Below are 14,423 nucleotides of genomic sequence, written 5' to 3'. Positions count from 1 at the left end.
TTCGCTCCCCGATCGCCTTCCCGCCGAGGCCGAGGTGACACACGAGCGTACGGCCGTATGCGAGGACGGGCCGCGGCAGGGGGTGCCGGGACGCCCCGCTCCCCGCCGCATCGGGCCCCCGGATCACCGCCCCTCCACCCCCCTCGCCGCCCGGCTCAGCACCCCCGACAGCTCGACGCGCGAGCGGACGCCCAGACGGGCGAAGACGTTCCGCAGGTGGTGGTCGACGGTCCTGGGGCTGATGGACAGCCGGTCGGCGATCTCCCGGTTGGTCGCCCCCTCCGAGGCCAGCGCGGCGATGCGCTGCTGCTGGGGCGTCAGCTCCTCCGGCGCCGCCGCCCCGCTCGCACCCGCCGCCGCCCCGCCCGTGGCCCGCAGTTCCGCCCGTGCCTGGTCGGCCCAGATCCCGGCGGCCGCCCGCTCGAAGGTGACGAGCGCGTCGCTCAGCGGCCCACGCGCCTCCAGCGAACGCCTGCGCCGACGAAGCCATTTGCCGTACGCGAGGAGGGTCCTGGCCCGCTCGAAGTCGTTGCCGGACGCGTCGTGCCGGCGCATCGCCTCGCCGTACCAGTACGCCGAGTCCTCCGGCGCGGTCAGCAGCGCACGGCAGCGGGCCAGTTGCGCCGGCGCCTGCGGGTCGACCCCCTGGGCCGCCCACACCGCGAACTCCTCGGCCGCGAGGCGGGCTTCGGCGGACCGGCCCGTCGAGTCGGCCGCCTCCACGAAGCACGGAACGGCGAGCATACGGAGGGCGAAGTGACCGGAGCGGGGGCCAGGCAGCACCAGGTGCGCCAGGCGGGCGGCGGCCTGGGCGGCGAGACCCCGGCCCAGTTCCGCGCGGGCCAGGGCCCATTCGGCGAGCGTGGCCGCCTGCGCCAGACCGTGGCCGCGCGCCACGGCCAGCGCCCGCCCGGCGTGGTCCTCGACGGACTCGACATCGCCGGCGACCGATGCCACCAGGGCCAGGACGGCGTGCTGGTGGGCGGCGACATTGTGCTGACCGGTCAGTTCCGCCGCCCGCAGCCCCTCCCGCGCGTGCGTACCGGCCCGGCCGTGGCGCCCGGCCCGCAACTCCGCATAGGCGAGGTGCTCCAGCACGCGGGGGATCATGGCGTCGCGCCCCTCGGCACGAACCCGGGCGAGGGCCCGGCCATAGACCCGGGCCGCCGCCGCCATGTCCCCGATCACCAGAGCGGCCGACCCCGCCCGCAGCAGCGACCGCGGCTCGTCCGCGGCGCCGTCCCGCGCCACGACCCGGGCGAGCGGCCCTCGGGCCACACCCAACCGGGCGGAAAGAGCCGCCCGCATCCCCTCCGCGAAATCCCGTTCCCCGTCGTCGGACCACTCCGGGCCGCTCACCGAGGCGTTGCCGGAGGCTGCCATCGGGGGGCGGACGGCGACCGGGGCATCACCTCCGTACGGGGTGCCGGCGGCCACGGTGCCACCGTGCCCGCCGCGGTCGTACGGGTCGTCGGCGGCCGGGTCGCGGCCTGTGTCCGGGTCGACGGCGGGGTGGTGGCCGCCCCGGCCGAAGGCCCGCCGGTCGTCGACGTCCCGGTTGACGGCCGAGACCCGGCCGAGGCCGCCGGCCAGGGCGTCGTCCCGGTGGCCGTCTTCCGCGCGGGGCCCGCGAGCGTATCCGGCTTCCGTGCCGGGCCGGCGAGCGTGGCCGTTGTCGCCGTCGCCGTCGCCGTCGCCGTCGCCGTCGCCGTGCCGCCCGAGCGCACCGCCACCGTCCGGGGCGGGGGCGGCGGCCCACGCCCCGCCGTCGTCGCTGCTGTCGCTGTTGTCGTCGCAGTCGTCGCAGTCGTCGCAGTCGTCGCCGGTGTCGTGCGGGCCCGTGGTCTCCCCGACGCTCCCGGCGGCCAAGGCGGTCAGGCAGGCGGCCGGATCGCCCGCCGCCCAGGCGGCCTCCATCGCGAGGAAGCGGGCGTCGGCGGCCTCCAGGGGTGCGGCGGAGCGCAGCAGGTCGGAGGCCAGGAGCAGGGCCTGGTGAGCGTTGCCCACCGGGCCGTCGGCGAGGTCGGCCAGGCCCCGCAGCAGTTCGGCCCGGCCGCGTACGACGTCCGGCAGCGCGCGCACTTCCTCGGCGGCGTGCAGGCGGTCCTGGCGGTGACTCAGCGCCCGGAGGAGGGGGAAGGCCTCAGGCCCCGCCGCCCGGCGCGCGCCGCCTCCGGCCCCGCGCGCCTCCGCCGCGTCCGACGGAGGGGCGAACAGCGCTCCGGCGGAGCGGCGCCAGGCCGCCGGTGCCACCGCGAGCACCGCGGACCGCAGGAAGGGGTCCTCGAAGCGCAGCGCGGATCGCGCACCGCCGAGGAGCCCGTCCGCGAGGAGCCCGTCCAGCGCCTCAGGCGACGTGCGCGTGGCCCGGGCGGAGGCCAGGACGGCGTCCGCCTCCACCGTCGGCCGCGCCGAGGCATCCGGGCCGGCCGTCTCGCCCGCGACGGCCACGAGCGACAGCAGCCGTCTGCTCTCGACCGGCAACGAATCGAGGAGCCCGCCGTAGACCTCGATCAGCACCGAGCCGTCGATCAGGGGGCGGGGGAGGGGAGCCTCCCCCGCGAGCTGCGCGGCCGAGAGCCGCCGGGCCGTGGCGGCCAGGACACCGGGATGGCCCGCGGCCTCCCGGAGCAGCCGGGCCCGCACGGGCGGAGCCACCGCGCGGCGGCCGAGGTCGTCGAGGAGGCGGCCCGCGCCCTCCGGGCCCAGCGGCCCCAGCCGTACCACCGGCGCGCCCGGCACGTCCGGGGGCCGGTGATGACGGGCGTAGGACACCAGCCAGCCCACCCCCGCCGGCTCCCCGCCGCCCCGCAACGCCGAGGCCAGCGCGGCGCGCGAGTGGGCGTCCCACAGATGGTGGTCGTCCACGCACAGCAGCAGGGGCCGCCCGGGCGCCAGCTCCGCCACCGCCGCGCCGACCCCCTCTTCCCCCCGGGCGACGCGCAGGGCCCGCCGGGCCGCCGACGGGCCCGGGCCGAACGCCGCCAGCAGCGAGCGCACACCGCTCCACGGCACCCGCTTGCCGGGCGGCGACAGGACCAGCAGGGCCGTACCGGCGAAACACCGCGCCGCGTGGCGCAGCAGGGCCGTGCGACCCGTGCCCGGGCCGCCGGTGACGAGCAGAACACCGTTCGCCCCGGCGCCGATACGGGCCGAAAGGGCCTCCACGGCGGCGAGTTCGTGCGTGCGGCCGTGCAGACCGGTGGCCGCCGGGCTCGTCCCTCCGCTCACAGCCGTCACGTTACTGCGCCGTAGCCTACGGGCACAGCCCCCGGGCGCGGACCGGTGGTTCCCGGCCCACACCCGGGGGCGCGGCTCTGTGAGCCCGCACAGCGGGCGGACGGGACGTCAGGAATGCGGGCAGGTGCCCCGGTACTCCTCGATCGTCAGACTGGGCCGGGGCGCCGGGCAAAGGAACTGCTCGTAGCGGGTGTCGTTGTCGATGAACCGCTTGAGCCAGGAGACGCTGTACTTAGCGATCGTCGTGTTCGCCGTGTTCGGGGTGAAGTGCGTGGCGCCGTTGAGCTCCAGGTACGCCTTGTCGAGCGAGCTCGGCAGGCTCTCGTAGAACGGCTCGGAGTGCGAGCCGACGGACGCCACCGTGTCGCCGTCCGCGCCGATGACGAGCGTCGGCGTCGAGATCTCGGGCCAGGTCTTGTCCGTGTTCCAGCCGGTGAGCGGGATCGCGGCCTGCAGCGAAGGCCTGCTCTTGGCCGCCTCGAGCGTGCCTCCGCCACCCATCGAGTGCCCCATCACCCCGAGCCGGGTGCTGTCGATCCGGCCCCGCACGGAGCTGCGTTGGGTGAGGTAGTCGAGCGCGGCGAGGAGCTGCCGGCCGCGGCTGTCCGGCTGGTCGAGGGTCGTGTTGGTGTCGATGGTGAAGACGACGAAGCCCTGCGAGGCGAGCCGGGGCCCGAGCCAGGCGATGGACGACTGGTACGCGGTGAACCCGGGCGAGATCACCACGGCCCCGAAGGTCCCGTCGGCGGTCGAGGTGGGGTAGTAGACGGTGCCGCCGCCGAAGCCGGTGACGGCCAGGGAGGAGACGCTCGTCTCGGAGACGGAGTAGGGCCCGCGCAGCGCCTCGATGCTGGCGACGCTCGGGGCGGGGCCGCGCTCGTAGGGGTTGTCCGCGGCCCGGGCGCCGGGGGCGGTGAGCACGGTCAGGCAGCAGACGGCCGCGGCGGCGGCGAGGTGTCGTTTCACGACGGAGTCGTCCTCTCGTGTCGTGTACGGCCGCCGCCGGGGAGACGGGAGCGGCCGTGGAGTGACTGGCCCGGTCACTGTCCGGGCCACGAGAGACGAAGACATCGGCAGAATCACCGGCCTCCGGTGTCACCGCCCGCACGCGGGGACGAAGCCGACCGCCCGTGACGGGACGCGGCCGAGCGATCGTTCAACGAAGCCGACCGCCCGTGTCGCGACGCGAGCGATCGTTCATGTGATGAATCCGACTGTCAGCCCCCCGGCCGGAGGCCGAGAGGCACCCCCCCGTCCCCGAGAGACCCCGTGCACCACGAAGCCGGCACACCCCCCGCTCAGGGTGTGCCGGCTTCGGTCCGCCCGATTCAGGCCATCAGCACCGAGTCGTCCTTCGTGCGCGCGCCCGGCAGGCGGTGCCGGGCGGCGATCAGCGCCGCGTCCACATCTCGCGTGCCGGTGGAGACGCACAGCGTGTACGCGATGTCGTCCATCCGCTGCCGTACCTCCTCGCTCCCGTCCTCGGCATGGAGCATCCTCAGCGTCGTGTACTGCTCGATGAGGTTGCTCAGCACTGCGGGATGGGCCATCAACACTGTGGGTCTCCCCTCGCCGTCAGGGCGCCGACCGCCCGGTTCGATCCGCCGCGTACCCCCGCTTCCGGCATCCATGCGCGCCGAAGGGAGGGGTCCGGATAGCGTCGGTCCGCTTCCGTGATTCACTACCGTCTCCCTCTGGACGATCACGGGGGGAGTAGTCTCCTGTTTATTGCCGTACGACAACGGTCCGATCCGGAGCCGTACGGGAGGGGCCCAGGCCCGGCGCGGAGGACCGTGCCGGCCCGGACCCTCGGAAGTGTCGGTGAAGCCAACGAGGATGGATCATGTCCAAGACGACGATCGACGGTTCCTCGGCGGCCCGGCGGCCAGGACCGGCCGCGGTGGGGGAGCCGGAACTGCGCCAGCTGCTGGCCGGCCTGACCGCCGTGCGTGACGGTGACTTCGGCACCCGGCTGCCGGACGACGCCAACGGCCTCATGGGCGAGATCTCCGCCGTTTTCAACGGCATGGTCGACCAGCTTTCCCTCTTCACCTCCGAGGTCACCCGCGTCTCCCGCGAGGTCGGCACGGAGGGCACCCTCGGCGGCCAGGCCGTGGTCCCCGGCGTCTCGGGCACGTGGGCCGATCTCACCGACTCCGTGAACGCCATGGCCGGCAACCTCACCCGGCAGGTCCGCGACATTGCCCAGGTCGCCACCGCCGTGGCCAAGGGAGATCTATCACAGAAGATCGACGTTGACGCCCGGGGCGAGATCCTGGAGCTGAAGAACACCATCAACACGATGGTCGACCAGCTCTCCTCCTTCGCCGACGAGGTCACCAGGATGGCCCGCGACGTCGGCACCGAGGGCATCCTCGGGGGTCAGGCCGACGTCAAGGGCGTCTCCGGTACCTGGCGCGACCTGACCGACTCCGTCAACTCCATGGCCGGGAACCTCACCGCCCAGGTCCGCTCCATCGCCCAGGTCGCCACCGCCGTGGCCAAGGGCGACCTCTCGCAGAAGGTGAGCGTCGACGCCCGGGGCGAGATCCGGGAGCTGAAGGAGACCATCAACACGATGGTCGACCAGCTGTCGGCGTTCGCCGACGAGGTGACCCGCGTCGCCCGGGAGGTCGGCACCGAGGGCAACCTCGGCGGCCAGGCCACCGTCCGCGGCGCCTCCGGCACCTGGAAGGACCTCACCGACAACGTCAACGTCATGGCGTCCAACCTCACCGGGCAGGTGCGTTCGATCGCGCAGGTCGCCACCGCCGTCGCCCGCGGCGACCTGTCCCGCCGGATCACGGTGGAGGCCAAGGGCGAGGTCGCCGCGCTCGCCGACACCATCAACACCATGGTCGACACGCTGTCGGCGTTCGCCGACGAGGTGACCCGCGTCGCCCGGGAGGTCGGCACGGAAGGCAGACTCGGCGGCCAGGCGCGGGTGCCGAACGTCGCCGGCACGTGGAAGGACCTCACCGACAACGTCAACTCGATGGCGAACAACCTCACCGGCCAGGTCCGCAACATCGCCCAGGTCACCACCGCCGTCGCCAACGGCGACCTGTCGAAGAAGATCGACGTCGACGCCCGGGGCGAGATCCTGGAGCTGAAGACGACCATCAACACGATGGTCGACCAGCTGTCCTCGTTCGCCGCCGAGGTCACCCGCGTCGCCCGCGAGGTCGGCAGCGAGGGCCGGCTCGGCGGCCAGGCCGAGGTCGAGGGCGTCTCCGGCACCTGGAAGCGGCTCACCGAGAACGTCAACGAACTCGCCGGGAACCTCACCCGGCAGGTCCGCGCCATCGCCGAGGTCGCCAGCGCGGTCGCCGAGGGCGACCTCACCCGTTCGATCACCGTCGACGCCTCCGGCGAGGTCGCCGAGCTCAAGGACAACATCAACTCCATGGTCGGCTCGCTGCGCGAGACCACCCGGGCCAACCAGGAACAGGACTGGCTCAAGTCCAGCCTCGCCCGGATCTCCGCACTGATGCAGGGCCACCGCGACCTGTCGGTCGTCGCCGAACTCGTCATGGACGAGCTGACCCCCCTCGTCCGCGCCCAGTTCGGCGCCTTCTACCTCGCCGAGGAAGGCCCCGGAGGTGTCGAGCTCGGGCTCGTCGGCTCCTACGGCCGCCCCGCCGGCAGCTCCGAGGAGCGCCGCTTCCGGCTGGGCGAGTCCCTCGTCGGCCAGGCCGCCCGCAGCCGCCGGGTCATCGCCGCCGACGAGGTCCCCGGCGACTACGTCTCCATCTCCTCCGGCCTCGGCCAGACCGCCCGCGGCAGCCTGATCGTGCTCCCCATCGTGGTCGAGGACCAGGTCCTCGGCGCGATCGAGCTGCTCTCGTTCACGCCGTTCACCTCCGTGCACCGGGACTTCCTGGAACAGCTCATGGAGACCGTCGGCGTCAACGTCAGCACCATCGTGGCCAACGCCCGCACCGACGAACTCCTCGGCGAGTCGCAGCGGCTCGCCGACGAACTGCGCGCCCGGTCCGAGGAGCTCCAGGTGCAGCAGGAGGAGCTGCAGCGCTCCAACGCCGAGCTGGAGGACAAGGCGGCCCTGCTGGCCTCCCAGAACCGCGACATCGAGGCCAAGAACCTGGAGATCGAGCAGGCGCGCCAGGAGCTGGAGGACCGCGCCCAGCAGCTCTCCCTCGCCTCCAAGTACAAGTCCGAGTTCCTCGCCAACATGAGCCACGAGCTGCGCACCCCGCTCAACAGCCTGCTCATCCTGGCCCAGCTGCTCGCCCAGAACCCCACCCGCAACCTCACCGCCAAGCAGGTCGAGTACGCGGGCATCATCCACTCCGCCGGCTCCGATCTGCTCCAGCTGATCAACGACATCCTCGACCTGTCCAAGGTCGAGGCCGGCAAGATGGACCTCAACCCGGAGCGGGTCCAGCTGCGCCAGCTCCTCGACTACGTCGAGGCGACGTTCCGGCCGCTCACCACCCAGAAGAACCTTGCCTTCGGCATCTCCACCGCGCCCGGCGTCCCGGTCGACCTCGTCACCGACGACACCCGGCTGCGCCAGGTGCTGCGCAACCTCCTCTCCAACGCCGTCAAGTTCACCGAACGCGGCAGCGTGCACCTCAGCATCGAACCGGCCGCGGACCACGAACTGCCCGGCACGGTGCACCGCGGCGGCGCCGTGGTCGCCTTCCGGGTCAAGGACACCGGCATCGGCATCGCCCACCAGCACCTGGAGGCCATCTTCGGCGCCTTCCAGCAGGCCGACGGGACGACCAACCGCAAGTACGGCGGCACGGGCCTCGGCCTGTCCATCAGCCGGGAGATCGCCTATCTCCTCGGCGGCGCCCTGACCGCCGACAGCGAACCGGGCGAGGGCAGCACCTTCACCCTCTACCTGCCCGTCGCCCGGGCCGACTTCCAGGCACAGACCGCCCACGAGACCGGGGCGCCGGACAACGACGGCGAACCCGGCGCGATCGAGGACAGCTCCGGCCGCCCTGCCCGCGCGGCGCTGCCCCCCATCCCGCAGCCGCGCCAGCCGCGCCGCCTGCTCGTCATCGAGGAGCGCTCCCGCGGTCTGCTGTCGCTGGTCGCCGAGAACTCCGTCGCCGAACTGACCGACAGCCGGGACCTCACCGACCAGGCGGACATCGAGGTGATCGCCGCCGTGGGCCCCCAGGAGGCGGCCACCGCCCTTGCCACCCAGCCGTTCCACTGCGTCGTCCTCGAACTCGACATGGCGGACAACGAAGCCCTGCACTTCCTCGACGCCATGGACGGCGACGCCGCCCTGCGGACCGTCCCCGTGCTCGCCCACAACAACCGCAGGCTCGCCGCCGAACACGAGCGGACCCTCCAGGCGCGCGCCCGGAAGCGGCCCCTGGAGCTGCTGTCCAGCCTGGACGAACTCCGCGAACGGATCGCCCTGCACCTGCTCGCCGACCAGCCCGGCGACGTCGTCCCCCTGCTCCGCGGCGAGCAGCGGCAGCACGCCCCGCACACGGTCGACGGCGCCCTGCACGGCCGCACGGTCCTCGTCGTCGACGACGACGCCCGCAACCTCTACGCCCTGAGCGGCATCCTGGAGCTGCACGGCATCGAGGTCCTGCACGCCGAGAACGGCCGCAAGGGGATCGAGGCACTCGCCGCGCACCCCGACATCGACCTGATCCTGATGGACGTGATGATGCCCGAGATGGACGGTTACGCCGCCACGGCCAGCATCCGGCAGATGCCCGCCTACGCCGGACTGCCGATCGTCGCCGTCACCGCCAAGGCCATGCCCGGGGACCGGGAGAAGAGCCTGGCCTCCGGCGCGAGCGACTACGTCACCAAGCCCGTGGACGCCGACGACCTCATCGCCTGCATCCGCCGCTGGCTCCGCGACGACTAGCCCGCCCCGACGGCGCGACGGGCCAGTCCCGTACGCTCCGTGCCGCCCGTCCCGTAGCCCCGCATCCGTCCACGGCCCCAGGCCGTCACACCCGAGGAGTCCCCGCATGAGTGCTCCCCCCGACCACGGTGGAGACCCCGCCGGAGGTCTCCACGGGGACGGTACGGCGCCGGTCACGACCGGCTCCGTCCCCGCGATGCACCGCCCCGAGGCAGGAGCGGGCACGGTGCCGGTGCCCCGGAACACGGCCGGGACCGAGCCGTACGGCGCCCCGGCGCCCTTCGCCGTACCCACCGACGAGGACGCCGTGGCGGCGCACCACTCCACCGTCGGCCGGCTGGCCGCGACGGTGGAACGGCTCCGCGGCGAGGTACGGGCCGCGCACGCCGCCGCGGACGGGCGCGCCCTGGTCGAGCTCGCCAAGGGCATCATCGTCGAGCGGCTGCGCTGCGGTCCGGCGCAGGCCGCCCGCCAGCTCGCCGAACTCGCCGCCCAGGCCGGGCTCTCCCCGCTGGAACTGGCCGCCGACATCATCAACCAAGCCGCCCACGACCAGGTCGCCGAGGTCGCCGAGGACTTCGTCCGGCGAGTGGTGAGCGAAGAGGACACCGACAGCGGCCCCGAGCCGTCCGTCGCCGTACGGCTGCGCACGGCCGAGAGCGCCGCGCTGAACGCGGGCGACACGCAGACGGTGGCCGAGTCCCTGCTGGCGCACGCCCTCGCCCCCCTGGGGGCCACGGCCGTCGCCGTCTGGACCGCCGGCGCCGACGCCTCGTTCACCCTCTCCGGCCACGCCGGCTTCGGCACCGACGAATCCGCCCGCTGGCGCTACGTACCGCCCGGCGTCGGCACCGTCGCGCGCCAGGCCCTCACCGAGCGCCGCACCGTCTGGTTCCCCTCGCTCGCGGCCGCCGGGACCCCCTCCATCGGGCACGCCCGCAACCCCGAGGGCGGCAGGGTCGCGGTGCCCGCCGGCACCGGCGGACGGATCCTCGGCGTCCTGGAGATCTGCTGGCCCCACCCGCTCGGCCCGCAGCCCCAGGCCGTGGAGCGGCAGCTCGAAGCCCTGGCCGAGCTGTGCGCCCACACCATCGACAGCCTCCCCGCCGACCCCCCGGCGACGCCGCCGAACCCCTCGGGCATCTCCGAGCTCGTGGACCTCTCGGACGGCCTCTACGACCCGGCGCTCGTCCTCACCCCGCACCTCGACGGCGAGGGCCGGCTCAGCGACTTCCGCATCCGGCACGCCAACGACCACTTCCAGGACCCTTCGGGCCGGCCCCGGGGCGCCGTCGACGGCGCCCTGCTCTTGGAGGCGTACCCCACCGCCGCCGGCGAGGGCGAACTCTTCGACCGGATCGAGCGCGTCTACGCCACCGGCGAGCCCTTCCGCGCCCGCCGCGCGCCGCTGACCTCGCTCGTCGACCAGGTCGCCCTCGCCTCCACCGCCGACCTCAGCATCAGCCGGCACGGCGGCGGCGTGCTGCTGATCTGGCGCATCGAGGACGAGGCCGCACGCCTCGCCAGCCTGCTCCAGCACGCCCAGCGCCTCGGCCGCCTCGGCGGCTTCGAGGAGAACGTCCTGACCGGCGAGATCACCTGGAACGGGCAGCTCTTCGACCTGTACGGGCGCGATCCCGTCGAGTCGCCGGTATCCCTGCGCGAGCTGACCTCGCACGCCCACCCGGACGATGCCGTCGCCATCGGCCGCTTCCTCCAGGCCGTGCTGCGGCACCGGCGCGCGACCTCGACCGCCTTCCGTCTGATGCGCCCGGACGGGGTGACCCGCCACATGCGGGTGATCGCCGAGCCCGTCCTCGGCCCGGACGGCCGTCTGCTGGCCGTGCGCGGCGCCTACCAGGACATCTCCTCGCAGCACTGGACCGAGGTCGCCCTGGCGGCGACCCGCGACCAGCTCGCCTTCACCGAGCAGGAGGCCGCGGAGCGCAACCGTCTGACCCTCCAGCTGCAGCACGCGATCATGCCCCCCACGCGGGGCCCGCTCGACGCCCCCGGCCTGCAGATCGCGGTGCGCTACCGCCCCGCCGAGACGGAGTCGCTGGTCGGCGGCGACTGGTACGACGCCGTCGTGCTGCCGTCCAAGAAGATACTGCTGTGCGTAGGGGACATCGCGGGCCACGGGATCGAGGCCGCCACCGGCATGGTGGTCCTGCGCAACGCGATGCGCGGCCTGGCCGTCACCGGCGCGGGCCCCGCCCAGCTGCTCTCCTGGCTCAACATCGTGGCGCACCACCTCACCGAACAGGTCACGGCGACCGCCGTGTGCGGCGTCTTCGACCCCGAGACCCGCACCCTGCGCTGGGCCAGGGCCGGGCACCTGCCCCCCGTCCTGGTGCGCGGCTCGGGCGCCACCACGCTGCCCCTGCTCAAGGGAGTCCTGCTCGGCGCCCTGGCGGAGGCCGAGTACGAGGAGGCGGAGGTCCAGCTGGAGGCGCAGGACACCGTCCTGATGTACACCGACGGTCTCGTCGAGCGGCGGGACACCGCCGTGCACGAGTCCCTCGCCCAGCTCCTCGCCACCGCCCAGGCCCCGGCCGACTCGCTGGAACGCCGGCTCGACTCCCTGCTGACGCAGAGCAAGTCCGACACCGACGACGACACCTGTCTGATCGGCGTACGGGTCGTCTGACCCCGGTTCGTCACCCCCCGCGGCCCGCCGGACACGCGGGTCCGTCCCCCTCACTCCCTGCACCGAAAAGAGGACCATGCCCCAGCCGGAACCCAACCTGGACGTCGAGGTCGAGATCCTCGACGACACCACGGCCGTCCTGTCCGTGGGCGGTGAGCTCGACATCGAGACCGCCACCTTGCTCCACCACCACCTCGCCAACCAGTTCCTGCACGGCCGCCGCCACCTGGTCATGGACCTGTCGCGGCTGGCCTTCATGGACTCCTCCGGCCTGAACGTCCTGATCAGGGCGGCGCGCGACGCCCGTGAGGCGGGCGGCGACCTGCATCTCGTAGCGCCGACCCCGGCCGTACGGCGCATCCTGGAAATCACGGGCCTGACGATGACGACGCCCCTGCACACCGATGTGGCGGAGGCGCTGACGGCCGCCCGCCGGGCCGGGTAGCACCGGGCCGGGCGGACCGAGCGAGAAGCAGGAGCACGTGGACGAGATCGCCGTTGTCGAGCAGGCGCTGCGCCGGGCAGCGCCGCACATGCTGATGAGCGTCGTGGAGGAGGCGCTGCGGACGTACTACGGCGTTCAGGAGGTGGAACTCCGTCTGGCCGACTACGGCCTGCGCTCCCTCCAGCTGGTGGGAAGCCCTCCGCACGCCGTCCAGCCGCTGCCGATCCACAGCAGCCCGCAGGGCCGGGCCTTCGGCTCCCAGGAGGCGTACGTCACGGAGTCGGCCGACTCGGTCGCGGCGCACCTGCCGGTCACCATCAGGGGGGACCGGATGGGCGTCCTGACGGTCACGGCCGCCAAGGACCACGACCTCGTCCCGCAACTGCCCGAGCTGCAGCACATCTGCGAGGCCCTGGGCCACGAGATCCTGGTCGCCGAGCGCGACACCGACCTGTACGTCCTCGCGCGGCGGGCCGCCCGGCTGACGCTGGCCGCCGAGATGCAGTGGCAGCTTCTTCCCGGGCGTTCCTGCACCCGTCCCGAGTTCTCGCTCGGCGCGCACCTGGAGCCGGCCTACGCGATCTTCGGGGACAACTACGACTGGTCCGCGTCGGCCGACCACCTCACCCTGACGGTCACCAACGGCATGGGGGAGGGCATCGAGGCCGCCCTGCTGACCAACCTCGCCATCAACGCGCTGCGCAACGCCCGCCGCGCCGGCCTCAGCCTCGTCGACCAGGCGATCCTGGCCGATCAGGCCGTGTACGCGCAGTACCGCGGCAGTGCCTACGTCTCCGCGCTGCTACTGCGCTTCGACCTCACCACCGGTGACGTCGAAGCGGTCGACGCGGGGTCGCCCCGGCTGTGGCGGCTGCGCGAGCGCACGGTCGAGCCGGTCTCCTTCGAGGCCCAGCTTCCCCTGGGCATGTTCGAGGACACCGCCTACACCCCCGAGGGCTTCTCGGTCCGCCCCGGCGACCGGCTGCTGTTCGGCAGCGACGGCGTGTACGACGCGTCCTCGCCCGAGGGCGAGAGCTACGGCGACCGGGCACTCGCCCGGGCGCTCACCTCGTCGCGGCTGCTGCCCCCCGCCCAGGTCCCACACGCCGTCCTGCGGCAGCTGTCCCAGTACCACGGGGACACGCCGCTGGAGGACGACGCGCTGGTGGTCTGCCTCGACTGGCGGGGCAGGGCCGAGGCCGTGGACGGTGTCCGCGAGGACGCCTGACTCACCGGTCCGCCCCTCGTCCTCGCCTGCCCGACCGGGTGTCAACAGTTGCCGTAGGGCAACTGTATCCTTGGGGCAACACGCCTGGCTTGTGCCCGGAGTGCACACGTCAGAGGCGACCAGAGGGTGACAAGTGGGGCGAGGGGGTGTCCGGTCGATCAGACCGGGTCAGGCGGAGTGGGCGTTGCGGAGCGTGGTGCTCCGCCGTGGTGGGGAGTTCTCCTTGTCCAACGCGTCCTGGAAGCCGGTGAGTCCGCGCAGGAGCGCCTTCCGGGTCGTCGGCGTCATGGCCGTGATGACGGCGAGCAGGGCCTCCTCGCGCTGGACGCGCAGGTCCCGCAGGTACGCCTTGCCCCGGACGGTCAGGTGCAGTTCGAGCTGGCGGCGGCTGACCGGACTGGGCAGTCGCTGCACGAATCCCAGAGCCTCCAGCCGGTCGCACATGCGGCTCACCGAAGGCGGCGCGGAACCGAGCACCTCGCCCAGGGCGCGGAGGTTGATGCCCTCCTCGCGGTCCAGGCTGTAGAGCACGCGGAGCTGCGAGGCGGACACCGGAGTCGACGACACCATGTCCCTGCCGCGCTCCCACATCACCTCCAGGAGCTCGATGAGCTCCCGCGCTGCCTCCGTCGTCTCCTGCGGCTCCCGATGCGACGGGGCGGGGTTCGTGTCCATTACTGACACTCCTCAGGCGTCCAGGGCCGAGGGCGTCGGTCTCGCGACGCGCCGGTCATCAACATCTCTCCAGAAGGCGGTACGGATTCGGTGGATCGACGCTCGACAGTGGAACGCGCTCTGCGCGAAGCGCCGGCGCACCGCCTCCTGGACTCCCTCCGTATCGATCTGGCACAGCAGTTCGCCGCGTTCTCCGCCGACCTCCTGCTCGTCGACTACGGGCTCACGGAGCTCCGTCCCGTCGAGCCCGTACAGGCCGCGGACGGGGCGCAGCCCCTGAGCGTGGAATCCGGGCCCGCGGGTCACGCCTACTCCA

Annotated in this window: 9 protein-coding genes; 4 read left to right on the top strand and 5 right to left on the bottom strand. The window is 73.3% G+C overall.

Features of this window, described 5'->3' with window-relative positions; genetic code table 11:
* Window positions 1-123: 123 nt before the first annotated feature.
* The 3 genes from ACFZBD_RS07485 to ACFZBD_RS07475 all read right to left on the bottom strand — a co-directional run bounded on the left by ACFZBD_RS07485 (window position 124) and on the right by ACFZBD_RS07475 (window position 4,796).
* Window positions 124-3,231 carry a LuxR C-terminal-related transcriptional regulator gene (locus ACFZBD_RS07485; RefSeq protein ID WP_391137032.1) on the bottom strand — a complete coding sequence of 1,036 codons (3,108 nt, stop codon included), beginning with the start codon at window positions 3,229-3,231 and terminating at the stop codon, window positions 124-126.
* A gap of 117 nt (window positions 3,232-3,348) precedes the next feature.
* Entirely contained in the window at window positions 3,349-4,311 is a 963-nt protein-coding gene (locus ACFZBD_RS07480; RefSeq protein WP_391137029.1) for an alpha/beta hydrolase family protein, read from the bottom strand.
* Window positions 4,312-4,568: 257 nt separating this feature from the next.
* Window positions 4,569-4,796: a DUF5133 domain-containing protein gene (locus ACFZBD_RS07475; protein ID WP_391137026.1), complete on the bottom strand. Its 228-nt coding sequence runs from the start codon at window positions 4,794-4,796 to the stop codon at window positions 4,569-4,571.
* Window positions 4,797-5,083: 287 nt separating this feature from the next.
* On the opposite strand from ACFZBD_RS07475, the gene ACFZBD_RS07470 reads away from it, so the two are divergent.
* The 4 genes from ACFZBD_RS07470 (at window position 5,084) to ACFZBD_RS07455 (ending at window position 13,432) form a co-directional block, all read left to right on the top strand.
* Window positions 5,084-9,109, top strand: coding sequence for a HAMP domain-containing protein (locus ACFZBD_RS07470; protein ID WP_391137023.1), 4,026 nt, complete (start codon window positions 5,084-5,086; stop codon window positions 9,107-9,109).
* Between the two features lie 106 nt (window positions 9,110-9,215).
* Window positions 9,216-11,759 (top strand): SpoIIE family protein phosphatase, encoded by a 2,544-nt coding sequence (locus ACFZBD_RS07465; RefSeq protein ID WP_391137020.1) that lies wholly within the window; start codon window positions 9,216-9,218, stop codon window positions 11,757-11,759.
* A gap of 76 nt (window positions 11,760-11,835) precedes the next feature.
* Window positions 11,836-12,204, top strand: coding sequence for an anti-sigma factor antagonist (locus tag ACFZBD_RS07460; protein ID WP_391137017.1), 369 nt, complete (start codon window positions 11,836-11,838; stop codon window positions 12,202-12,204).
* Window positions 12,205-12,241: 37 nt separating this feature from the next.
* On the top strand, window positions 12,242-13,432 hold the full coding sequence (locus ACFZBD_RS07455) for a SpoIIE family protein phosphatase (RefSeq protein ID WP_391137013.1): 1,191 nt from the start codon (window positions 12,242-12,244) through the stop codon (window positions 13,430-13,432).
* A gap of 168 nt (window positions 13,433-13,600) precedes the next feature.
* Here ACFZBD_RS07455 and ACFZBD_RS07450 read toward each other — a convergent pair whose 3' ends face one another.
* Together ACFZBD_RS07450 and ACFZBD_RS07445 are read right to left on the bottom strand one after the other, a co-directional pair.
* Entirely contained in the window at window positions 13,601-14,107 is a 507-nt protein-coding gene (locus ACFZBD_RS07450) for a MarR family transcriptional regulator (RefSeq protein WP_391137009.1), read from the bottom strand.
* A gap of 12 nt (window positions 14,108-14,119) precedes the next feature.
* Window positions 14,120-14,413 carry a hypothetical protein gene (locus ACFZBD_RS07445; protein WP_391137006.1) on the bottom strand — a complete coding sequence of 98 codons (294 nt, stop codon included), beginning with the start codon at window positions 14,411-14,413 and terminating at the stop codon, window positions 14,120-14,122.
* Between the last annotated feature and the right edge of the window lie 10 nt (window positions 14,414-14,423).

Source organism: Streptomyces sp. NPDC008121, from assembly GCF_042957155.1.
Taxonomy (GTDB): Bacteria; Actinomycetota; Actinomycetes; order Streptomycetales; family Streptomycetaceae; genus Streptomyces.
Note: the sequence above shows the minus strand (reverse complement) of the source record. Positions and strands in the feature narration are given on the sequence as shown.